The sequence below is a fragment of the Streptomyces sp. NPDC006332 genome, assembly GCF_040612855.1.
In the GTDB taxonomy this organism is placed as follows: domain Bacteria; phylum Actinomycetota; class Actinomycetes; order Streptomycetales; family Streptomycetaceae; genus Streptomyces.
This window is the reverse complement of the sequence record NZ_JBEXRA010000041.1, coordinates 61,812-83,747: the sequence shown is the minus strand read 5'-3', so window position 1 is coordinate 83,747 and position 21,936 is coordinate 61,812. Positions and strand designations below refer to the sequence as shown.

General features: G+C 68.9%; 17 protein-coding genes, 1 pseudogene and 1 riboswitch. Of the genes and pseudogenes, 4 read left to right on the top strand and 14 right to left on the bottom strand.

All coding sequences use genetic code 11. The features are described from left to right. Positions 1–253 (top strand): hypothetical protein (locus ABZ027_RS30505; protein ID WP_356773848.1); only part of this gene is annotated, 253 nt, incomplete at its 5' end. Between the two features lie 128 nt (positions 254–381). Next, complete coding sequence (locus ABZ027_RS30500; RefSeq protein WP_356773840.1) at positions 382–2,757, top strand: Helicase associated domain protein; 2,376 nt, start codon at positions 382–384, stop codon at positions 2,755–2,757. Positions 2,758–2,846: 89 nt separating this feature from the next. On the opposite strand, the gene ABZ027_RS30495 is transcribed toward ABZ027_RS30500, so the two are convergent. The 3 genes and pseudogenes from ABZ027_RS30495 to ABZ027_RS30485 form a co-directional block, all read right to left on the bottom strand. After that, on the bottom strand, positions 2,847–3,353 hold the full coding sequence (locus ABZ027_RS30495; protein ID WP_356773838.1) for a hypothetical protein: 507 nt from the start codon (positions 3,351–3,353) through the stop codon (positions 2,847–2,849). 323 nt (positions 3,354–3,676) lie between these two features. Further along, a pseudogene (locus tag ABZ027_RS30490) lies at positions 3,677–4,007 on the bottom strand (cation transporter); the annotation flags it as partial. A gap of 612 nt (positions 4,008–4,619) precedes the next feature. Beyond that, on the bottom strand, positions 4,620–5,258 hold the full coding sequence (locus ABZ027_RS30485) for a TetR/AcrR family transcriptional regulator (protein WP_356773836.1): 639 nt from the start codon (positions 5,256–5,258) through the stop codon (positions 4,620–4,622). Positions 5,259–5,341: 83 nt separating this feature from the next. On the opposite strand from ABZ027_RS30485, the gene ABZ027_RS30480 reads away from it, so the two are divergent. After that, positions 5,342–6,289 carry an aldo/keto reductase gene (locus tag ABZ027_RS30480; RefSeq protein ID WP_356773834.1) on the top strand — a complete coding sequence of 316 codons (948 nt, stop codon included), beginning with the start codon at positions 5,342–5,344 and terminating at the stop codon, positions 6,287–6,289. A gap of 706 nt (positions 6,290–6,995) precedes the next feature. Beyond that, positions 6,996–8,384, top strand: coding sequence for an amidohydrolase family protein (locus ABZ027_RS30475; protein WP_356773832.1), 1,389 nt, complete (start codon positions 6,996–6,998; stop codon positions 8,382–8,384). A 121-nt stretch (positions 8,385–8,505) separates the two neighbouring features. On the opposite strand, the gene ABZ027_RS30470 is transcribed toward ABZ027_RS30475, so the two are convergent. The 11 genes from ABZ027_RS30470 to ABZ027_RS30420 all read right to left on the bottom strand — a co-directional run bounded on the left by ABZ027_RS30470 (position 8,506) and on the right by ABZ027_RS30420 (position 21,891). After that, entirely contained in the window at positions 8,506–8,892 is a 387-nt protein-coding gene (locus tag ABZ027_RS30470; RefSeq protein WP_356773846.1) for a nicotinate-nucleotide--dimethylbenzimidazole phosphoribosyltransferase, read from the bottom strand. A gap of 90 nt (positions 8,893–8,982) precedes the next feature. Continuing rightward, a riboswitch (cobalamin riboswitch) is annotated at positions 8,983–9,164 on the bottom strand. 71 nt (positions 9,165–9,235) lie between these two features. Then, positions 9,236–11,689, bottom strand: a complete 2,454-nt coding sequence (locus ABZ027_RS30465) for a SpoIIE family protein phosphatase (protein ID WP_356773830.1) — start codon at positions 11,687–11,689, stop codon at positions 9,236–9,238. A gap of 124 nt (positions 11,690–11,813) precedes the next feature. Further along, positions 11,814–13,232, bottom strand: coding sequence for an FAD-dependent oxidoreductase (locus ABZ027_RS30460; protein ID WP_356773828.1), 1,419 nt, complete (start codon positions 13,230–13,232; stop codon positions 11,814–11,816). After that, positions 13,229–15,394, bottom strand: a complete 2,166-nt coding sequence (locus ABZ027_RS30455) for a xanthine dehydrogenase family protein molybdopterin-binding subunit (protein WP_356773826.1) — start codon at positions 15,392–15,394, stop codon at positions 13,229–13,231. The genes ABZ027_RS30460 and ABZ027_RS30455 overlap by 4 nt, the downstream gene beginning before the upstream one ends. After that, positions 15,391–15,786 (bottom strand): FAD binding domain-containing protein, encoded by a 396-nt coding sequence (locus ABZ027_RS30450; RefSeq protein WP_356773824.1) that lies wholly within the window; start codon positions 15,784–15,786, stop codon positions 15,391–15,393. Before ABZ027_RS30450 ends, ABZ027_RS30455 begins: the two co-directional genes overlap by 4 nt. Beyond that, entirely contained in the window at positions 15,783–16,604 is an 822-nt protein-coding gene (locus tag ABZ027_RS30445) for an aldolase/citrate lyase family protein (RefSeq protein WP_356773822.1), read from the bottom strand. Before ABZ027_RS30445 ends, ABZ027_RS30450 begins: the two co-directional genes overlap by 4 nt. Positions 16,605–16,631: 27 nt before the next feature. Further along, the gene (locus ABZ027_RS30440) at positions 16,632–17,219 is read right to left on the bottom strand and encodes a flavin reductase family protein (RefSeq protein ID WP_356773820.1); all 588 of its coding nucleotides are present in this window, start codon (positions 17,217–17,219) and stop codon (positions 16,632–16,634) included. 48 nt (positions 17,220–17,267) lie between these two features. After that, positions 17,268–18,485 (bottom strand): acyl-CoA dehydrogenase family protein, encoded by a 1,218-nt coding sequence (locus ABZ027_RS30435; RefSeq protein ID WP_356773818.1) that lies wholly within the window; start codon positions 18,483–18,485, stop codon positions 17,268–17,270. Between the two features lie 136 nt (positions 18,486–18,621). After that, positions 18,622–20,190 (bottom strand): GMC family oxidoreductase N-terminal domain-containing protein, encoded by a 1,569-nt coding sequence (locus ABZ027_RS30430; RefSeq protein ID WP_356773816.1) that lies wholly within the window; start codon positions 20,188–20,190, stop codon positions 18,622–18,624. 207 nt (positions 20,191–20,397) lie between these two features. After that, positions 20,398–21,318 carry a hydroxymethylglutaryl-CoA lyase gene (locus ABZ027_RS30425; protein WP_356773814.1) on the bottom strand — a complete coding sequence of 307 codons (921 nt, stop codon included), beginning with the start codon at positions 21,316–21,318 and terminating at the stop codon, positions 20,398–20,400. A 9-nt stretch (positions 21,319–21,327) separates the two neighbouring features. Further along, the gene (locus ABZ027_RS30420) at positions 21,328–21,891 is read right to left on the bottom strand and encodes a VOC family protein (RefSeq protein WP_356773812.1); all 564 of its coding nucleotides are present in this window, start codon (positions 21,889–21,891) and stop codon (positions 21,328–21,330) included. Positions 21,892–21,936: the final 45 nt, after the last annotated feature.

Genomic DNA, 21,936 nt, shown 5'->3' with positions numbered 1-21,936 from the left:
GATCGTGGTCAACCTGTCCGGCCGCGGAGACAAGGACATGGACACCGCCGCCCGCTACTTCGGCCTCTACGACAGCGCAGTCCGGTTCGGCAGGTCCGCTGCGCTCCCCTGCCTCTGGCTTTCCGGCTTCGCCGCCAAGCATGGCCCGCTGCGCGGGCGGCTGGCTACAGGGGTGGGGGCGGGGAGTTGGGCCATTATCCTCCACCTGGGCTCAGACGGAGTCCTCTTGTCCAAGCTCGCATGGCGTCGGTGATGGCCCTGTCATAGTGGGGTGGAAGCTCGGTCTCCGAGCAATGCAATCAAAAGTGGCTGCGGATAAAGTCTACGCTCAGCGGGGAGTGCCTCTGGCGGGCGGCCCCGGGGGTTGAGAGGTGATGTGCTGTGTCGACACGGTGGACGCTTCGTCCTCATCAGGTCGAGGCTGTTGACGCAGTGGTGCGGGCCTTGGAGCACGTTCCTGATGGAAAGTCATCAGGTGGCGTGCGGGCCCAGGTTGTCGCCGCTACCGGGACGGGCAAGAGCCTGATCGCCGTGCACGCGGCGCGTGCACTGCGTGCACGGCGGGTGTTGGTGTTGGTTCCTACGCTCGGGCTGTTGACGCAGATGGTCTCGGTGTGGCGTGAGGCGGGGCGCCGGGGTCCGATGTTCGGTGCCTGTTCTCTGTCGGGCGAGGATGCGCAGGTTCTTCAGTGCACCACCGATGAGGCGGAGTTGGTGGGCTGGGTTTCCGGTCTGGAGTTGGTGACGGTCTTTGCCACGTATGCCTCGTTGGGGTTGGGGGTCTTGGAGCGGAGTCATCGCTCGGGGCTGGACGCCTGGGATCTGGTGGTGGTGGATGAGGCGCATCGGACGTCGGGGGCGTTGGGCAAGACGTGGGCGGGGGTTCATGACAATGCGCGGGTGCCGGCGTTGCGGCGGTTGTACATGACGGCTACGCCGCGGCTGTGGGAGGTGGCTGATCGGGAGGGGCCGGGGGGTGGTGAGCTGGTTGCGTCGATGGATGACGAGGCCGTGTTCGGTCCGGTGGTGTATCGACTGTCGTTGTCGGAGGCGATTGAGCGGGGGCTGATCGCTCGGTACCAGGTGGTGTGTGTCGACATCGCGGATCCTGGGCTGTCTGTGGTCGAGTTGGCCGGGGGTACGGGGAGGACGGCGCAGGTTCGGGGGGTTCGGCTGGCGGCCTTGCAGACGGCGGTGATGAAGGCGGCCGCGGAGCGGAAGCTGAGGCGGCTGCTGACGTTTCATTACCGCACCAGTGAGGCCGAGGCATTCTCCAGTGGTCTCGGCGCGGTGGCGAAGGAGTTGTGGGAGAGCGACCCGGAGCTGTATGCGGAGCCTGATGCGGTGTGGGCTGACTGGTTGTGTGGGGAGCACAAGCCGGCACACCGGGGGCGTGTGCTGGAGAAGTTCGCGTCAGAGCCGGAGGTGGATCTGGGGGCGGCGTGGGTGCGGGTGCTGTCGTCTGTGCGGGTGCTGGGTGAGGGGGTGGATACCAAGGAGTGCGATGCGGTTGTCTTCGCGGACGTGCGGGGGTCGGCGGTCGACATCGTCCAGGCGGTAGGACGGGCGCTACGTATGCAGCCTGGGGAGGGGAAGGTCGCCTCCCTGGTGGTGCCGGTCTTCCTCGGGCCGGGTGAGCAGCCTGACGAGATGCTGGTGTCTCGGGCCTACGGGGAGCTGGTGAAGGTTCTCACGGCGTTGCGGGCCCATGACACCCAGGCCGTGGAGCAGTTGGCCGTTCCCCAGGTGGCCGGCGGCGCTGCCGCTGGTGAGGCGGTACAGGCGGCGGGCGAGGTGAGCCGGGCTGCCGGGGAGCTGCTGTCGTTTTCCCGGCCGCGGGATCCGGCACAGTTGGCTGCGTTCATCAGTCTGCGGGTGCTGCAGCCCGAGACGCAGTTCTGGCGGCGGGGCCTGGGTGCCGCTCTTGCCTACCGCAGCGACCGTGGTGATCTGGCGGTGCCGTATGAGTACCGGGCTCCGGATGGGTTTGCTCTGGGGGTGTGGATCGCCCGGCAGCGCTCCTCGCGCACCCGCGGGGAGCTGAGCGAGGAACGGATGGGCCAGCTGGACGAGCTCGGCATGATCTGGGCGCATGTCGAGGTCGCGTTCGCCGAAGGGCTGTCGGCGGCGCGGGGGTGGGCGGCCGAGCACGGGCATCTGCTGGCGCCGGCTGATGCCATGTGGGAGGGCTATCCGGTGGGACTGTGGCTGAAGAACCAGCGGGCCGCCGTGCGGCAGGGCATGGGTGGGCTGAGTGCGCAGCGGCAGCGGGCTTTGGAGAACATCGACCCGTCCTGGTGTCCCTCCTGGCCGGTGTCCTGGCAGCGGTGCTTCCATCTCACCCGACTGCACGTGCGCAGCGGGGAGACCCTGCCTGAGGAGGCGGGGTGTCTGGTCGTCCAGGGGGAAGATCTGGGGCAGTGGGCGGTGTCGCAGCGGCGTCAGTGGGACACGCTGGGGGTGGCGCGGCAGTGGCTGCTGCGGGAAGAGCTCGGGCTCGGGCCGCTGCAGGACAGCGACAAGGCCATCGCAGCGCCGCGGCGTACGCGGGCTCAGGTCTGGGCGGCGAACGTGGCCGCTGCCCGCCAGTACCACGAGCGTGAGGGGCACCTGGAGGTGCCTCACCGGCACGTCGAGGAGGTGAGGGGTGATGCGTGCGCACTGGGGGTGTTCATCGCCAACAGCCGCGCCCGCCGCGCACGGCTCGCGCCCGAGCGGGTCGAGGAGTTGTCCGAGCTGGGGATGCGGTGGGTGTAGGGCGCGGCTCTTTGTGAGGGATTTGCTGGGTGGGTGACCGCGCGGGTCCAGTCGGGGCTGTGCGTCGTGCTGTGCTGGGTGGGCGAAGGTCAGTGGAACAGTGCGCGTGCCAGGACGGCCTGGAGTTTTCCGTTGGCGGCTGCGGCACCGAACTGGGCTGCGGTGGGGTCGCCGGCCAGGCCGGTGCACAGAACGACGCACTCCTGTGTCTGCAACATCTGCCACATCGCGTCGGTGACCCGGATGTGGTCGCTGTTGCGGATGATGGTCGGCTGTCCTCCTGCGGGTGCGTCGCCGTGCAGGCCTTCAAAGGCTCTGGTCTGGGTACCGAAGATGGCTGCCCACTCGTGGCTTGGCTCGGGGATGCCCGGAGCCTGCCAGGTCGGCCAGGCGAAGAAGTCCTTCAACTGCCTGGCTTCCGGCATGCCGCCGACTGCGTTCAGCGCCAGCAGGACGGTGCGTGTGGTGGCAAAGGTGGTCTCTACCTTGCGGCCTTTCTGGCGCACGCTTTCGATTTCCGGGGTCCGCAGGCCGACGTGGGTGACGCTGATGTTCAGGGCGGGCGCTTCTCGGGGGGTGCCCAGCTGTGCGGTCATGCTTCCAGGGTGGTGTCGAACGGTTTCGAGGTTCGCGGTTTTTCGCTGGTTCGCCGCTAAGTGTGTGGCTAGTGATTGATTAGGGCGTATCGAGTCGTTTCGTGTCCGTGATGACGGTGCTGGTTGCCCATGAGCGGCCGCTTGCTCCTTGCTGTCCTTGCCTGGCGAGGGGCTCAGGGAGGCGGGCCGGTCCACGCGGTGTCGGGTTCACGGGAACGGGAGGCACCTGCACCGGCCATGCCCCAGGGGAGGTCCTCTCTTGGTTCGGCCTGAACGTGGAGGCCTCCCCCGGTACCGACCGGGGCTCCATGTCTGCGGATGGCCTAGTTGCAGCAGTCGCATGCGGGCGGGCAGTTGCCGCAGGCGTCTGCCTTGGCGGCGGGGGCGGTAGCGGCGGCGGAAGGGGCGCAGCAACCCTTGCCCTGCCAGGCTTCGCGGCCTTCCTTGACGGCGATGGCGGCGATGACGAGGGCGGCAATGGGATCGGCCCAGGGCAGCCGAGGGTGGCGTTGAGGACCAGGCCCACCAGCAGCACGGCGGACAGGTAGATGCACAGCGTCTGCTTGGAGTCCGCTACTGCGCAGGCAGAGCCGAGTTCGCGGCCAGTCTTGTGCTGGGTGGCGGACAGGAAGGGCATGACCGCCAGGAGGCCGAGGCCGCACAACCCGCCTGCAGGCGGGCGCCGATGATGCCGATCTGGGAGTCGACGGTGAGTGGTGCGCTGAGGGCCGACAGCGCGGTGGAGCGGGCTGAAGCCGGGTTCGAAGACGGCACGGGCTGCGGGTTCCAGGGCGGTGAGGTCGACGCGTCCTGTGTAGGCGGCATCCGCGAGCATGTCCAGCAGCGCTTTGCGGGCGGCCGGGTGGTCCATCTGCTGCAGAACAGGCCCCACACTTCGCGGCTCCGAGTCGAGGACGTCGTCACCAAGGCTCCCTCCGCGCAGGGAGCATCCAAGCTTGATCAAGCAGAGCAACTGCCTGGGTACGCCCTCCGGACGGCCCAGCGGGGTGCGTCTCTACCGTGCGCGCAGAGGAGGGGGCCGGATGGGGCCGTCGATTGAGGTACCGGAAGAGCGGCAGGCAGTCGCCAGCAAGGCTGCACGCACCACTCCGGACGCGGCCCTCAGGGCTCCGACGAGGACGGGATCGGCAACCCGCCGATCACTCGCGGCTGCGGCAGCCACCCATCACCCGGCCGACCTCACACAAGCCGGAACGGTAAATCCCCGGCGGCCCGCCACGAGAAACCTAACGGACAAATGCCCGCTTATCGAGGTCGAACCTCGCCCCCAGCAACGCTCTCCCGCGGCCTGAGCGCATCATGAACGAGGTCGAGCAGGCGATCGACCTGCTCCCGTGGAGCATCGCCCGCGATCGCGAAGAACACGCCGATGAGCATCGCGGTGACGTCGTCGGGCGCAACGTCCGCGCGGAGCGTACCGGTCGCGGCGCCCCGCTCCAGGAACTGGGCGATCGCTGCGGTGACGCGTTCACGCGAGGGGGGCGCGATGCGCCCGGCGGCGAAGCCGGCCCGCAGGGTTTCCATCATCCCGCGCTTGGTGGCGGTGAAGGTGGCATAACGACCCATCCAGGCTCGAAGAGCGACATCTGCAGGATGCTGCCCGAGCAGGGTGGTGACGCTCGCGGTGACGCCGTCGAGTTCGGCGGCATAGACCGCGTCGACCAGGCTCTCGCGGGTCGGGAAGTGTCGATACAGGGTCCCGATGCCGACTCCGGCCTGGCGGGCGATGGTCTCCAGCGCGACTGGACCATCGGCCGTCGCGAAGGCGGCCTGAGCGGTGGCGATGAGCTTCTCGCGGTTGCGCTGCGCATCACGGCGGGCCGGCCGGCCGGCATCGGGCGAGCTGGCTGGCGCGGGACCCGGTGAGGCTTCGGACGGACTCAAAACGGAGGCTCCTCCGGTAGTGCTACGGTGAACGTAACGGAGGATCCTCCGCTTTCTCTATTCTCCCATGAGAGCAGGTAGTCATGACGTCCGCAGGCACTCCCTCGTCCCAAGCCGCTCCCGCCGGGGAGGCGCGTCCCGGTGGCATCGGTTCGCTCGCCGGCCGCCCCGTCTCACGCATCGGGTACGGCGCGATGCAGCTGGCGCGCCTGCAGAGCGACCGCGATGCAGCTGTCACCCTGCTGCGCCATGCGGTCGACCTCGGCGTCGACCACGTGGACACCGCCCAGTTCTACGGCAACGGCTTCGTCAACGACGTGGTCCGTGAGGCACTTCAGTCCCAGAACGACGTCCTCATCGTGAGCAAGGTGGGCGCCACCGCCGACCCCGACGGCCCGGTGCCGGTGCGCCTGGCGCAGCGGCCCGGGGAGCTGCGGGCCGAGATCGAAGCTGAACTCGCCACGCTCCAGCTCGAGCAGATCCCGGTGGTGAACCTCCGCCGTGTCGATGGGGGGCACACGGGCGTCCCCGTCCCGGAGGACCAGGTGGTCGACCTGGACGACCAGCTCGCCGAAATGATCGCGCTGCGCGAAGAGGGCAAGATCGGTGCGATCGGACTGAGCAGCGTGACGCTGGACGTTCTGCGCCGCGGCCTGCCTGCGGGCATCGTCTGTGTACAGAACCCCTACAGCCTCGTGTCGCGCGAGGACGAGGACATGGCCCAGTTCTGTGCGGACGAGGAGATCGCCTGGGTGCCCTACTTCCCCCTCGGCGGCGCATTTCCGGGGCGGCCGAAGGTGACCGACGAGCCGGCGGTGCTGGCTGCGGCAGAGAAGCTGGGATGCGCCCCGGCGCAGGTCGGCCTGGCCTGGCTGCTGCAGCACACGCCGAACGTACTGCTCATCCCGGGCACCACAGACACCGGCCATCTCGAAGCGAACCTGGCAGCGGGCGCGATCACCCTGGACGAGGAGACTCTTGCCGCCCTCGACGCGATCCCTACGCGGCCGACCGCCACCCCGGGTCGCTGACGAAGCACCAGTTCCGCCACGTCACCGCCACTCGAGCGCGGCGGCACGGTGCATCTGGCGAGCACTGAAGTGCTCACACGGACCCGACCGGATCTTGTCAGCCCGCAACATCTTCGCCATCTCGCACATCTCGCTCGACGGGCGAAAGGCTCCAGGGCTGATGGATCTGGCAGGGACCGATGGGATAGCGCTGCAGCGCCCCGAAGCGGCCGTCGATGGGGCGCGCGACGTTCGAGCCCGCCGGCCGAAGGCAGCCATGTGGTCGCGATCACTGCTCTGCCACCGCACGCAGACCGGTGGTCAGCGCTCACCCAAAGTCCCCGCGGCCGTATCCCTCAGCCGTGCCGAACCAGCTGACCTCGCCTGACAACGCGGCGTCGATCATGCGGCCCACGGTCATCTGTGCGCAGCCCAGGGCGATGGGGGCGCCCTCGACGGCGGTGCTGCAGCAGCAGCTATCCACTTTCTCGAGGGATCCCCGGACAGCTGCCCGGGCGGCAAGCGTCCCCCTTTGAGGCGCCCACACTCTTCACTCTTGCCAACCGGACAACAGTCCGGTACGGTCCCATTGACTAGCGGACGATTGTCCGCTTAGTCGTTTCCGTGACGGACAGGGGCAGCACACGGCGCACCGAGGGAGCGCCGCCACCAGCGACGTCCGGCCGCCCCTGCCTACGCCAATCTCCCGAGACAACGGAGTTCCACCATGAATCTGCCTCGCCGAACCGTCCTGACGGGGGTGGCCGCCACCGCGGCAGCGGCCACGCTCTCCTCATCACCGGCGATCGCGGCACCGGCGGGAAGTGGTCACACCGGCCCAGCACACCTGGCGAGCGGCCGGATCCTGCTGCGCAACGGGCACGTGATCGACACCGAGCCCCAGGCGGTCGCCCACGCCGGCACCGACGTCCTGATCGAGAGAGGTCGGATCACCGCCGTCGGCCGCAACCTCCGCGCAGGCAACGCCACCGTCATCGACGCCACCGACCGGATCGTGCTCCCGGGCTTCGTCGACACCCACCGCCACGTGTGGCTGTCGGCGCTGCGCACCTCGACCGTGGGCCTCGACCTCACCGCGTACCTCGGCGTCCTGGGCCAGTACGGCCCGCGGCTGCGCCCCCAGGACATGTACAACGCGACCCTGGCCGGCCTGCTGGAGAGTCTTAACTCCGGGGTCACCACCCAGCTCGATTACAACCACGGTCTGTACTCGCCTGACCACGCCGACGCGGCCCTCGATGCCATGCAAGCGGCCGGTCTGCGCGCGGTGTTCGCCTACGGCGCCCCGATCGGAGCGGCCGCCGACCTCGCCGACGTCCGCAGGGTCCGCACCGAGCGCCTGTTCGACGACAAGGCGCTCGTCACTTTGGCCTACGGTCCGCTCGGCCCGTCGTTCGCACCGATCGAGACGGTGATCGAGGAATGGCGTGTGACGGACGAACTGAGCCTGCCCCTGACCTTCCACGTCAGCGCCGGCCCGGTCACGCAGACGCCCATCTCGGCTTTGAAGGAGCGCGGCCTGCTGCGCCCGAACACGCTCTACGTGCACGGTAATTCGCTCTCCGACAGCGAGATCAAGCTGATCGGCGACTCGGGCGGCAAGGCCGCCGCCGCGCCCAGCTCCGAGGCCGGGATGCGCGTCGGTGCTCCCGTCTCCAGCCGCTACCGTCGCCTCGGTGTCACCGCCGGCCTCGGCGTCGACGCGGTGTCCTCGGTCCCCGGTGACATGTTCTCCCTCATGCGGGCGGCGCTGCTCGCCAGCCAGGTCACCGACGACTCCCCACTGACCGCCAAGGACGTCCTGCGGATGGCCACAATCGACGGCGCCTCCGCGCTGGGGCTCGACGACCGGATCGGTTCGCTGCGCCCCGGCAAGCAGGCCGATGTTGTCCTGCTCCGTCTGGAGGACCTCGACATGCTCACTGCCGAACGTGACCCGATCGCGGCCGTGGTCCAGTCGGCGAACCCTCACAACGTTGACACGGTCATCGTCGCGGGACGGGTGATGAAGTCCGCGGGGCGGCTGCTCCACGCCGACCTCCGCCGCACCGCGCGGGCCCTGCGCTCCACGGCGGCCGCGATCAGCGGCAACTGACCCTGATCCCGGTTTCCGGCCGCTCTGAAACGGGACGTCGACCATCAGCGTCAACGCGCCGCTGCTCATCCGAACCAGAGTCCGGACCGATGGCCCTGCGAGCCCGAGGCCGTGTGTTCCCTCACAGCCTCGGGCGTGCCCGGCACGTCAGACGTTCATCTCGGCAGACCCCGGCAGAGTCGAAGGTGGCCATGTCACGCAGGGCACGGACGGCCGCGTGGACGAGCGGCAGGGCCAACAGGGCGCCGGTGCCCTCGCCGAGTCTCAAGCCCAGGTCGACCAACTCGGGCATCGGCGGCGGGCAGACGCCGGCCAGACCAGTCAGTCGTATCGACACGTCCTCCAGGAATCCCAGCGAACCGGGCGGCTTGGACAGGCGGTTTTGCCGGTCACGGGCCTCGGCGAGGGCGGCGGGGTCCGCGGGGGTAACGGCGGCCAGTGTGCTTCGGAGCAGCAGACCTTCGGCCAGGGACGAGGCAGAGACCGGCTCGGAGCCGGGTGCGGGCATCACGAAGGAGCACCTTCCGATGTCGGCGGTTTACCACGCCACCGTGACGGACCGTGCCCCGGCGGAAAGTGCCTGGCTGCGGGACGGGCGGAATATCCTGGCTCCCGGATCTCGGTACGGGGCCTCACGGCCTCGTGTCCGACGCCCGCTCCCGGCCTTCCCGGCGGCCGGCTCACGCCGGTTGCCAGTGGCCATCCGTGGGAGGCGGCTCCCCGGTCACAGTGGCGGGCCCGCCCCCGAGTTGGGCCGTTACGCCCGCACCGGAGTTCCTCCGCATCCGTCCCGCGCATCGTGCCATACGCCTGCTGCCGGCATGTAGCCAGGCACCGGCCGACAGCAGGTCCTATGTCTCCTCCGCGTCCCAGACGTCGACGAGGTCGAATTGCGGCTCGGAGCCGGCACCGATCGTCTGCTCGGTCCAGATGGTCTTGCCGTCGCGGTGATACCGGCTGCCCCAGCGCCTGGCGAGTTGGGCCACCAGAAACAGGCCTCGCCCTCCCTCGTCGCCGGCCCGTGCCCGGATCAGCCGTGGCTGGGTGTTGCTGGAGTCGGTGACCTCGCACACCAGTGTTCTGTCGTCATGGAAGAGGCGCAGTCCCACCATGCCGTCCGCGTAGCGCATCGCGTTGGTGACCAGCTCGCTGACGATCAGTTCGGTGGTGAAAGTGAGGTCGTCCAGCCCCCAGTCGGCCAGTCGGCAGGCGACGGCCTTGCGCGCTTCGGCCACCCGGGACGTGTCGTCGGGGAACTGCCAGTGCGCGGCATCGGCGGTCGGCAGCATACGGGTGCGGGCCAGAAGAAGCGTCATGTCGTCGCGGGGAGGTCCCTCGGTCATCGCGGACACCACGTCGTGGGCGATGCCCTCAAGTCCCCGCGCGCTGTTGCACAGAGACGAAAGCGAGTCGAGGAGATCCTGGGTGCCCTGGTCGAGATCGTGTGCGGCCCGGTCCACGAGGCCGTCGGTATAGAGGGCGAGGGTACTACCGGGCTCGACGCGGACCGTGGTGACCTCGAAGGGCATGCCACCGACGCCGAGCGGCGGGCCCGGGCTGACCTCTATGAGTCGACCCGCGCCGTCGGGCGGGATCACCACGGGCGGCAGATGCCCTGCGCCGGCCAGTGCACAGGTGCCGGCGACCGGATCATAGAGCGCGTACAAGCAGGTGGCGCCGATCGTCTCCCGGTCCTCGGGACCGGCTTCGTCGGCGAGTTGCTGGACGAGGTCGTCCAGGTGGATGAGGAGCTCTCCGGGGTCCAGTTCGAGGTCGGCCAGCGTGCGGATGGCGGTTCGCAGCCGTCCCATCGTGGCTGCGGCGTGCAGGCCGTGGCCTACGACGTCGCCCACGACCAAGGCGACCCGCAACGACGACAGGGGGATCACGTCGAACCAGTCGCCGCTGATGTCCGCCCCGCCCCCCGCAGGCACGTAACAGCCAGCCGAGTCGGCCGCCGTGGAGCGTGTGGTGGCGTGGGGCAGCAGTCGCTGTTGCAACGTGACCGCCGCCCGGTGCTCCCGCGTGTACCGGCGAGCGTTGTCCACGCTGAGCGCCGCACGCGAGGCGATGTCGAACAGGAGGTCAGCGTCCTCCTGCCGGAACCCCTCGGCGCGTTCGGTCCGCCATGCCGAGACGAAGCCGAGCAGCAGGCCGCGCGCGAACAGCGGCGAGATGACCAGTGAATGCCCTTTCTCGGGCAGCAGGGCGCGGATCACGTCCGGGTCTCCGAGTTGGTGCTCCAACTCCTGGCGTGAAGTCTTGAGGACGGTGTCGCCGTGCAACGCCGCCTGCCGTGCCTGCGGTACGTCCGGAAGTGGCGGGATGACGCCGCCCACCTGGATGAGGTCGGCCGGCCAGGGACCGGTGGCGGAAGCCGCTGCGACACGCCGCATCCGCCACCGACCGCTCGGCAGGACACCCTTGGCGGGCTCATCGCCTTCGAGTACGACCTCGACGATGTCCACCGAAACCAGGTCCGCCAGGGTCGGCACCAGCACGTCCGCGATGTCCTGGGCAGTACGAGCCACGTTCAAAGAACCGCCTATACGGACCGACGCCTCATGACTCATGGCCGCCCGCTGCATGGCTCGCCGTTGTTCCGTGTCGTCGGCGACGAACGCTGCGACGCCGACCGGACGGCCATCGGCGTCGTCCAGCCGAACGGCGGATGCCGACAGATACCGCTCCTGACCGGAGACACCTGCCGCGCGCATCCGCAACTGTTCACCGACCAGTGGAATACCGGTCTCCAGCACGTGCCGCAGGTGGGTCTCCATCGCCTCTGCGTCCTCCGCGCGCGCAATGTCGTGCAGGCGGCAACCGGCGCGCAGGGGCGGCAACCCGGCCGACCCCACCGGGTTATTGGCGCGTACGACTTCCAGTCGGGCATCGAAGAGGACGATGCCCAGTCGGTCCTGGCCGAGCAGGGAGGTCAGAAGGCTCGATCCGTGCTCCGCAACGGTCCTCTTCGGAGCGGGGGGCGACAGGAGCACAGCCTCCGAAAAACCCTCCTTGCTGTCGACGCATGCAGTGCGCACCACGAGTTCGACGGGCGGTCCGGTTCTGCGCCGGAACATCCGCCGCCCGCCACCGCCGGCGGAACCCGTCGATGCATCCACGCGCCACTGCGATGGATCGACCAGTAGTTGCGCCACTGGCCGACCCTGGACCTCTCGCGCCTCATGCCCCAACAGGTGAGCGGCCGCGTCCGACCACCACGTGACGGCCCCAGCGTCATCGAGCAGAAGGACGGCGACCTTGTCGTCCGCGGCGCCTTCGGCACTTTCGCCCAGGTTCGCCATGAACACCTCCCCCTGCACATCAGGGGTTCCACATCGCCTATGCCTATAGTGCCACTGCCACTCTCCGTCGCCCAGTCATTGATGCGAGTACACCCCTGGCCCGCCGCTGTCGCACTAGCCTGATTCACGGACTCGAACGTTTCGCCGGTGCGCCGTACAGCGAACGCAAGCGTGCGTCAAGGTTTCCTGCCGCACGTTCACCATTCTCAACAGAATTGGCCGTTCCGGAGAGCGCGAGATACTCGCCGGCTAGCTGGATGACATCATCCGGGGACAGGGTTCGGCGGATACGTGCCACCGTGTCGTAAAATCCGCGATATCGTGCATTCGTGGCGAAACCCCACCGTACGATTTGAGCGAACTCCAGCTCGGCGGAGAGTCCGGGTACGACTGTCTCGATTTCCCGAATCATTTCGGGAAGCAATTCGGCGTCGGGAAGGTCAAGTACTTCTCTGCTGTATTCACTGACCCAGTGACCGGAAATCACAGCCTTGCCAGGCGGAACGGAATCAGGCATCGACTCGGAGTCGACCACGGTGATGGCCAAGCCTATCCCGGCGGCGCGGGGCACCGGAATGAGGGTCGGTACATTCGGCGGCAGGCGACGCAGGGCGAAGATTCCCTTGAGAGCACTCTTGTAGCGGACCGACTGGATCAGTTCACGCTGCCGGTCGGACAGGTCGCGGTAAGTCTGCAGCAGGTCCGGCCCGTTCAGAGCGAGAACGCCGCCGCGCGTGAAGAGCGCGTGCTCGCCTTCGCCGTCCTCCCACACGGTGCGTACACCACCGTCGACATGCCGGACTTCCCGTACGGTGGCTCCGGTGCGCACGTCGACGAAGGATGCCAGCCGTTTGGGCAGGAAATCGATTCCGCTCGGATATTGCATCGGTCCGCCGCCGAGCTTGCTCAGCGAGAGGAAAAGGTCGACGACCGACATGTCGGCTGTTTCCCCCAGGTAGAGGCCACGAAGGAAGGGATCCAGAACGTAGTCCAAAATCTCTTGATTGAGCCTGCGAAGGGCGTACGAGGCCACGGATTCGTTATCGAGTCGTGCCGCTACTTGATAGGACTTGTCACCCGCCAATCGGCGGCGCCAGCGGACCAGGTCCATCGCGAGGCGAGGCATCAACAATTTACTGCGGAGCGAGAGCAGATCCGTCCCCACCAGGTCGAGAATTCCACCGACACCGTTCCTGCGGACGAGGAAGCGCATGCGGCCGTCGCGCGGCATGCCCACGGACACGGCCAGTGGCTTGAACGGTTTCCCGAGACCGGCGTCTTCACTCAGCTGGATGATGTTGGTAAAGGACGCCGGCAGAATCGTCGCCCCACGGTTGAGCACGTATCCGTCGCGCTCGATGCTGGACATCCTTCCGCCGACCGACGTCGAAGCTTCGAGAACGGTCACACTCCAACCCTGCTGATGCAGACGAAAAGCCGCTGCAAGACCGGCGATCCCGCCGCCCACGACCACGATGTCGGAGCCGTGCTCAGGAGCCGCACCGTCCGTCGTCGTAGTGGCGAACTGCTGAGGGATGTTCATCGGGTCGCCTTTCCTGGGGCAGCGTCTCCGCGTGTCGACAGCACGCGGTCGGGGCGGATGGGCAGGTGTCGGTGGCGTACGCCGGTCGCGTGCCAGACGGCGTTGGCGATCGCCGCGGCCGGCCCCACGTTGCCGAGTTCGCCGATCCCCTTGATGCCGACCGGGTCGTCCGGATCCGGGTCGTCCACCCAGTCCGCCTCGATGGCGGGTACGTCGGCGTGCGCCGCGATGTGATAGTTCGCGAAGTCGGCTCCGACGAGGCCGCCTGTGCGCTGGTCCAGGTGCGCCTCTTCGTGCAGGGCCATGGAGATGCCCCAGATCATCCCACCGATGAGCTGGGACCGGGCCGTCAGCGGGTTCACGATCGGGCCCGCGGCGAAGACACCCAGCATGCGCCGCACCCGTACCTCGCCGGTGGTGGTGTCCACCGCGGCCTCGGCGAAGTGGGCTCCGTAGGTGTGCCGTTCCTTCGGTGCGTTCTGCAGGAGGCCGACGACGGCGGCGGTGGTGTCCGATCTGGCCGTGATTCCCTCGGGCGGAATGGCCGTAGGAGGGGTGAGCATGGTCCGCAGCTCAGCGATCGCGGCCTTGACGGCCCAGCCCCAGGATCGCGTCCCCGTCGAGCCGAGGGCGATGACCGCCGGAGGGAGGGAGCTGTCCCCGATGTGGATCCGGACGCGGTCCGGCACGACGTCGAGGGCATCGGCGGCGATCATCGTGAGCACGGTCCGCGCGCCGGTGCCGATGTCGGACGCGGCGATCCGGACGGTGAAAGTCCCGTCCGCCTCCGCGGTCACGGCGGCCGTGGACGGCACGGACATCACGAGGTGGGTCGCAGCCGCGGTGCCCGTGCCTATCAGCCAGCGCCCGTCGCGACGTATGCCGGGGCGGGGGTCTCGGTCGCTCCACCCGAACCGGCGTGCCCCTTCACGGAAGCAGGCGAGCACGTTGCGGCTGCTGAAGGGCAGTCCGGACACCGGCCCTCGTTCGGGTTCGTTGCGGACGCGCAGCTCGATCGGGTCGATGCCGCTCTTCTCCGCGAGTTCGTCGAGTGCGCTCTCCAGCGCGAACGCCCCAGGCGTCTCGCCCGGTGAGCGCATGAACGACGGGGTCGGCACGTCGAGCCGGACGATCTCGTTGGAGGTGTGGTGAGCGGCCGCGTCGTACATCACACGGGCCACGGCGGTAGTGGGTTCGGCGAAGTCGTACGTCGTCGAGGTCATGGCGAGGGACCGGTGGCTCAGTGCCCGCAGTCGCCCGTCGGCGTCCGCTCCGAGACGGATCCGCTGGACGGTGGCGCTGCGGTAGCCCGTGACCGAGAACATCTGACGGCGGGTGAGGACCACGCGGACCGGGCGGCGCAGCACGGTCGCGGCCATCACGGCGGCGACCTGGTGCACGCCGATCTGCCCCTTGCCGCCGAAGCCGCCACCGACGTGCTCGGCGCGGACGCGCACGGTGGCCGGGTCGAGCGAGAACAGTTGTGCGAGGAGCTGCGCGATGTAGGCGCTGCCCTGGTTGGCGTCGACGACCTCCAGTACGCCCTCGTGCCAGCGGGCCACGGCCGCGTGCGGCTCCATCGGGTTGTGGTGCTCCTGCGGGGTGGTGTACTCGGCGTCCACGACAAAGCTCGACGCCGCGAGCTCGGCCTCCAGGTCTCCCTTCCGCGTCACGGCAGGACCGGTCACCTGGCTGTCCAGCGCGACGGCGTCCGGGCGCTCGCCGGAGAGCTCGATGTCGTAGGGCTCGGTCTCGTAGTGCACCACCAGCGCTTCGGCGGCTTCCCTGGCCTGTTCGGAGGTCTCGGCGACGACCAGCGCCACCGGCCAGCCCGCCCAGGGAATCCGGTCGTGCTGAAACAAGGCGACCAGGGAATCGGGAGGAGTGCCAAGGAGCGGGATGACGAAGCCCGCCTCAATGGGCAGGGCGTTGCCGTGGTGGAAGACCTCCAGCACGCCCGGCATCTTCACGACATCGGCGGTGTCCATCGAACGGATGCGGCCGCGGGCGACACTGGACAGCACCAGCCAGCCGTGGGCCAGGCCGGGAAAGGGGACCTCGCCCGCGTAGCGGGCCGCTCCGGTCACCTTCTCGCGGCCCTCCAGACGGATCATCGCCGTACCGACGGCTCTGGCGGCTGCTGTTTCCGCGGTGATGGTCATCGGGTCCCCTCCTGGGCCAGGGTGGTGAGCTCGGACACGACGAGGTTGCGGATCAGCGTCACCTTGTAGGCGTTGTCGGCCGGCGGCCTCACCGCGGCGAGTTCGCCGTCGGCTGTCTCAGCGAAGCCTTCCGCCTCTACCGGGCGGCCCATCAGCAGCCGGTAGGCCCTACGGGTACGCCACGGCCGCGGCGCCGCTGCTCCGACGGGCCGCCACGATCCGGAGAGCGGGAGCCGGCGGATGTCGAAGAGCCGGGCGGGGCGTTCCGTACAGCGCTTCATGAGGGCGACGGGCTTGGTGCCGCCGCCCAGGACGCGAGCGGCCGGATCGGCGGCGAGCAGCGCGATGGCGCCGGGGACGTCTGCCGCGCGCTGGTACCGGAGTTCCTTCACCGTCTTGCCTCCTCGTCCCGGGCCATCACGCTCACCCGTGCCGTCAGGGCCGTCTCCGCCCCGGCGAGTGCGGTTCGGAAGGCGTCGGCGAGCGCGGCGCGGTCTCCGGACAGGCTGAAGAGCCGGGCGTGCTCGGCGAGCGCGGTGATGTCGCCTGATCCCCAGCCTGGGACGGCGAGGCATTCCGTGCCCGCCGCCCGGACGGCCGCGAGGAATCGCTGGTGCAGAGCCTTGATGTCGGGGTGGGTCACGTCGCCTTCGAGTCCCTGGTCCTGGGCGAGATCGAACGCGCCGAACATGAGTCCGTCCAGGCCCGAGTCGCGGGCGATGGCCTCGACGTTGTCCATGCCCTCGGTGTCCTCGACGACCCCGAAGGCAAGGACGTCCGCGTCGGCGCGTCGGCGGTCGGCCGGCCAGTTCGGGCTGTGGTGGCCGAACGCGCGGGCGGAGGCGCACGCACCCCGGCTGCCGGTCGGGCCGAACCGCGTCGCCTCGGCGATCGCCGCTCCTTCCTCGACGGTACGGACATGCGGCGCGATGATGCCGGCTGCGCCTGTGTCCAGTACGCGCTGGATGAAGCTCGGCGAGTGGTCCGGCACACGGACGAGCGCGTCGATGCCGGACGCGTCGGCCGCACGGACGACCTCACCGATGTCCCGGAGATCCATCGTGCCGTGTTCGGCGTCGAGCCAGACGAAGTCGGCTCCCGCATACCCGGCGATCTCCGCGATGTCCGGGCTCGGCAACTGGAGCCTTATGCCGTAGGCCCGGTCACCGGCCTCCAGATTGTTCCTGATCCGACGATGGGGCGTGCGCATATCCGGACTCCTTGAGCAGGGCACCGTTCAGTGGATCTGGGAGTGCGTTCCGATGCGGTGCCAGGCCCGGTTGACGTACACCAGCCCGTCACTGGAGGCCAACGCGTCGAAAGACTCCGACAGCACGCTGGATTCCAGGGCCTCCCCCACGATCACCGTGGAGCCGCCGACCTCCATGCGGTTGTGGACGCGGGCTCGTATCCACACCGGCGCCTCCGTGAAGACGGGTTCTCCCGTCGCGAGCCGCTCCCAGCGTGTCGCGTCGGCGAACCGGTCGATCCCGCTGGTGGCTCCCAGCTTCGCCAGATCGAGACTGCCGGCGTTGAGCAGGTGAATGACGACCGTCTCCGCCTCCCTGAGGGTGGGGGTGCTGGAGGACAGGGCGGACAGGGAGAACATGAGGAGGGGCGGCTCGGCGCTGACCGGTGACACCGACGTCGCGGTCAGTGCCACGGGCCCGGCGCCGGCGTCGGCCGTGATGAGCGACACCCCGCCCGGGTAGAGGCGAAAGGCCATCTTGAAGTCGTCCGCGGAGAGTACGGGAATCGGCTCGGCCACGGCCACTCCGGAGTTCTGCGCGCCTGGGCCCTCACTGTGGGGGGAATACGCGTTCATGTCGCTACCTTCAATTCGTGATCGTCAAAAGGCGTGCAGTAGGGCTGTTCAGCCCTTCGCCACGGTGGCCATGTAGTCGATGGCGGCGCGGCGCCAGTTGAGAGTGACGTGGTGGGCGGCCATCTCGACGTCCCGCTTGGCGAGGGAGACCGGGTGCTTGGGATTGCCTCCCTTGGCACCGACGAGGGCGGCGATCCGCTGGACGTTGCGCAGCGCGACGCGGGTGACGAGCGCGTTGTCGCGCGTGTCACGCGTCAGTTCGTGGAGGGTCGTGGGCCGGTGTGCGGCGGCACGCTGCGCAGCCTCGCTGCTGCGCTGGTCGACGAGCATCCTCGCCATCTCCAACTCCCCGGCGGCCTCCGCGAACTCGGTCGCGACGTATTCCTGGTCGGCGAGCTTGCTGACGCCGCCCACGGCGCTGGCGACCCGGGTCGCCGACGCGGCCGCCTCGGCGAAGTGGTCGGCCGCACCCAGCGCGGCCCCGACGGCGACCGCTGCGAATGGGAACCGGCAGGCGGCGGGGAACGACGACCACAGCGCGTCGAACGTCGGGTGCAAAGAGCGCCGCTCCTCGATCCGCCGGCCGAGGTCGCGCATCGGCATGACCCGGCGGTCGGGGACGAACACGTCCTCGACGACCATCGACCGGCTGCCCGTGCCCCGCATGCCCGTGGGAAACCAGTCGTCGATCGTGGCGGCTTCCTTCTGGTCGACGAGGAACATGTGCCCCTCGCCGTTCTCACCCGCGGGAGCGTTGAACATCAGCCACTTGGAGAAGTCCGAACCGCTGCAGAACCCCCACTGGCCGCTCAGCCGGTAACCGCCCTGGACCCGCTCGACCTTGGCCTTCGGGTTCAGGTTGATGTTCCCGGTGAGCGTCGCGTACGGGTCCGCTTCCCAGACCTCCTCCTGCACCTCCTCCGGGAAGCCGAGCAGGGCGATGTTGCCGGCGCTCAGGACCGAGAAGACCCAGGCGGTGGAGGGGCAGCCGCGGGCGAGCGTCAGGGTGACCATCGCGTGTTCGTGGTCGGTGAGCTCAAGGCCCTCGTACTTCTTGGGCTTGAGGATGTGCAGGAAGCCGGCGTCCTCCATCCGCCGGAGAATGTCGTCACCGATGCGCCGCGACTCGTCGGTCGCGGCGGCTCGTTCGCGCAGCAGCGGCACCATCTCCTCGGCCGCCCGCAAGATGTCGTCCGCGGTCAGGGAGGGGTCGGGGCCGGGGCGCACGCCGTCCGCGGCACTGCTCTTCGTGGCGTTCTCGGTCATTGCGGGCCTTCTCTCTGTGTGGGGGCAGGAGCGCAGGAGACAGTGCGGGAGCCCCGTGGGCGCACTGCCGACGCCCTGTTCCATCGGTTGAGTTGTGGTACTGAGTGGCGTGAGATGGCTGACGGGCTTTTGTCGGTCACACCGCTTGTGCCATGAGTTCGCTGCCCCGCTCGCCGATCAGGACCGCTGCCGCGTGCGTCGGGGCACGCGTGATGTCGGGCATGACGGAGGCGTCGATGACACGCAGTCCGTCGACGCCGTGCACCCGCAGTTCGGGGTCGACGACCGAGAGGCTGTCGGTGCCTGCCCGGCACGTGCCGACCGGGTGGTTGATCGACATCATCGCGCGCCGTACGAACCCGAGCACCGCGTCGAAGCCGGCCGTTGGCGAAAGGTTTCGTGGCTCTTCTGCGATGTAGGCGCGGAACGCGGGCGCGCTCGCGATCTCCACCAGCCGGCGGATCCCCTCCGCCAGGGTCTGCCGGTCGGACGGCTCGGTCAGGTACCGGGGATCGATCAGGGGCTTTGCCGTCGGGTCGTCGGACCGGAGGCGGATCTGCCCGCGGCTGGCCGGAGTCAGCAGGCTGACCATGCAGGTGAGCGAGCGCTCGCTGCCGCCGGAGAAGTCGACCGCCGCCGGCAGTACTTGGATGTCCGGTACGTCGGAGGCCTCGCCACACCGCAGGTAGGCCGCGACCTCGGCCAGGACCGCCAGCGGCCCGCGTCTGCGCTCGGCGTATGCCGCGATGTTCTCCTCGGTGTGGGCGTCGTTCCAGGTACGGCCCCGCACCACCGGCCAGATGACCGGCACCGTGGGATGGTCGTGGAGGTTCGCCCCGACGCCCGGGAGGTCCGCCGCCACCTCGATGCCGAGGTCGGTCAGGTGCTGCGCCGGCCCGATCCCGGACAGCATGAGGATCTGCGGAGATCGCAGGGCCCCCGCACACAGCACCACGGACTCGGTCGGTACGGTCGTAAGCCTGCCGGAGCGGTCCAGGTACTCCACCCCGGCGACGCGCTGCCCCTCCAGCACGAGGCGCTGGACCACGGCGCCGACCTGGACCGTGAGATTAGCGCGGTCCATGGCGGGGATGATGTAGCCGCGCGCGCTGCTGCGCTCACCGCCTCGGATGCTGCTGTAGACCAGGCCCGCGCCCGACATGTCGCCGCTGTTGAAGTCGCGGTTGATGTCGAGCCCGGCCTCCACGCAGGCCGTGACGAAGGCCAGCGACATGGGATTGACATCGCGCGCCGTGGTCACCGCGATGGGACCGCCCTGAGCGTGCAGGACGGACTCACCGAGTTCGTTGTCCTCGCTACGGCGGAAGCTGGGCAGGAGGTCCTCCCACTCCCAGCCCTTCATCCCCCGCTCCGCCCAGCCGTCGTAGTCCTCACGGGCTCCGCGGCACCAGGACAAGAAGTTGATCGCGCCGCCGCCGCCCACCACGCGTCCCGACGAGATCGGAACCGTTCGGCCCTGGAGTTCCTGCTGGGGAACGGTCTCGTCGCACCAGTCGAACTCGCCGCGCTGCAACTGGAACACGCCCAGGGGCGGAATCAGGTCGTTCGCGGGAGTCGTGTCGAGTGGACCGGCTTCGAGGAGAAGAACGTGAGATCCATCGCGCTCACTGAGACGGGCTGCTACCACGCTGCCCGCCGCGCCGCCACCCACGACTACGTGATCAAAGTGTCTGTGCTGGGTCATAACTTCTCCTACGGCTCCGGGCGTTGAGGAAGTCCCTCGATCCTGGTGGGCATGGAGCGGGCGCGGGTGCCCGCGGCGTGGGGGGATGCTCAGCGACAGCGTTGTGTGAGGTGCTCGGGAGCTGGCCCGCCGGGCAGGGGGAAGCGCCGGAGAGCCAGCTCCCTTCGTGGCGGCCACCGAAGGTGAGCTGAGCAAGGGGGAGTTTCGTCAGCTCACGGTCACCGGTGGCCGCGTCCGCAGCCTGCCCCCTGCGCGCAGCAGCTGGCTCTCACCGGGGTGACCGAGCACGGTTTCGAGCAGGCGTCCCGCCCGCATGACCGCGTCGAGATCGAGACCCGTTGAGATGCCGCTGTCTTCGAGGAGGTAGACGAGCTCTTCGGTCGCGATGTTCCCGGTCGCCCCCGGTGCGAAGGGGCACCCACCGAAACCGCCCGCCGACGCGTCGACCATCGTGACGCCCGCCTCGATGGCCGCCCAGGCGCTGGCCAGGCCCGTCCCTCGGGTGTTGTGCATGTGGACCGCCAGAGGCGTGCCGGGCACAGCAGTCCGTACCGCGTCGATCGTGCTCGTGACCCGCCCGGGGACCACCGTCCCGACCGTGTCTCCCAGCCCGATGATGTCGGCACCGGCAGTCACCGCCCCGGCGGCCAGACGCACCGTGCGCTCGGTGCTCGTCCGCCCGTCGAACGGACAGTCCCACGCCGTCGCGAGAATGACCTCACAACGGCCCGAAGCTTCGTGGACGAGTTCCGTGATCCGGCCGACCAGGTCCAGCGACTCGGCCGTGGTACGGCGCACGTTGGCCTGGCTGTGGCCGTCCGCCACTGAGACGACGTATTCGATCGTTCGGAACCCGGCTCTGATCGCCCGCTCCGCACCGCCGACAGAAGCCACCAGCGCCGACCATTCGACTCCGGGCCACTGCGTCACCAGTTCGGCGACATACTCCGCGTCGGCCATGCTCGGGACGGCCCGGGGTGAGACGAACGCGGTGGCCTCGATGCGCGTGGCCCCGGTGGCGACGAGGGACTCCAGCACCCGCGCCTTGTCGGTGCGGTCGAGTGGCTTCTCGAGCTGCAGTCCGTCGCGCGGCGCGACCTCGCGAATCGAGACAACCGGCTCAGTCATGTCCGACCCCTAGGCGCGTGGGGTCCAGTTGTGGCAGAGGTCCGGCCACGACGGGAACCCGAAGGGGCCGCCCATGGGGGTGACCTTGTCTTCGGGGACCTCCTCCCACGTCGTGACCTCGAGGTTGTTGCCGTCGGGGTCACGGAAGTAGATGGAGACCGCCGACATGCCGCGGTGGCTGCGCGGGCCGTCGAACGGGACACCCTGGGCCTTGAGGTGGTCGGCGAACTGGAGCAGACCCTCGGCACTCGTGCCGAACGCCCAGTGCGGCTGGGGTTCCAGCGTGTTGAGGTCCGGGTACGAACTGTCGTCCTTCGGCTTGGCGATCTCGAGCAGCGTCGCTCCGACGTGGTAGAAGATGTGCTGCGGGCGCCCCAGCTTGATGTCCTCGGCGTCCCAGCCCGCCCGGTAGACCTCGACCCCGCCGAGGACCTGCTCGACGAACTTCCCGGCCTCCAGCGGGTTACGGACGGCCATTCCGACGTGGTCCAAACCCGTGAGGCCAACCGAGTTCTTCGGGATGTCGAACCGGATTCCGTGGTCGAGGAATGTCTTGGTGATCTCTGTGGTCACGGCTCACTCCATGCGTTTTGTTGCGGTGATGGATTTTTCGAACGT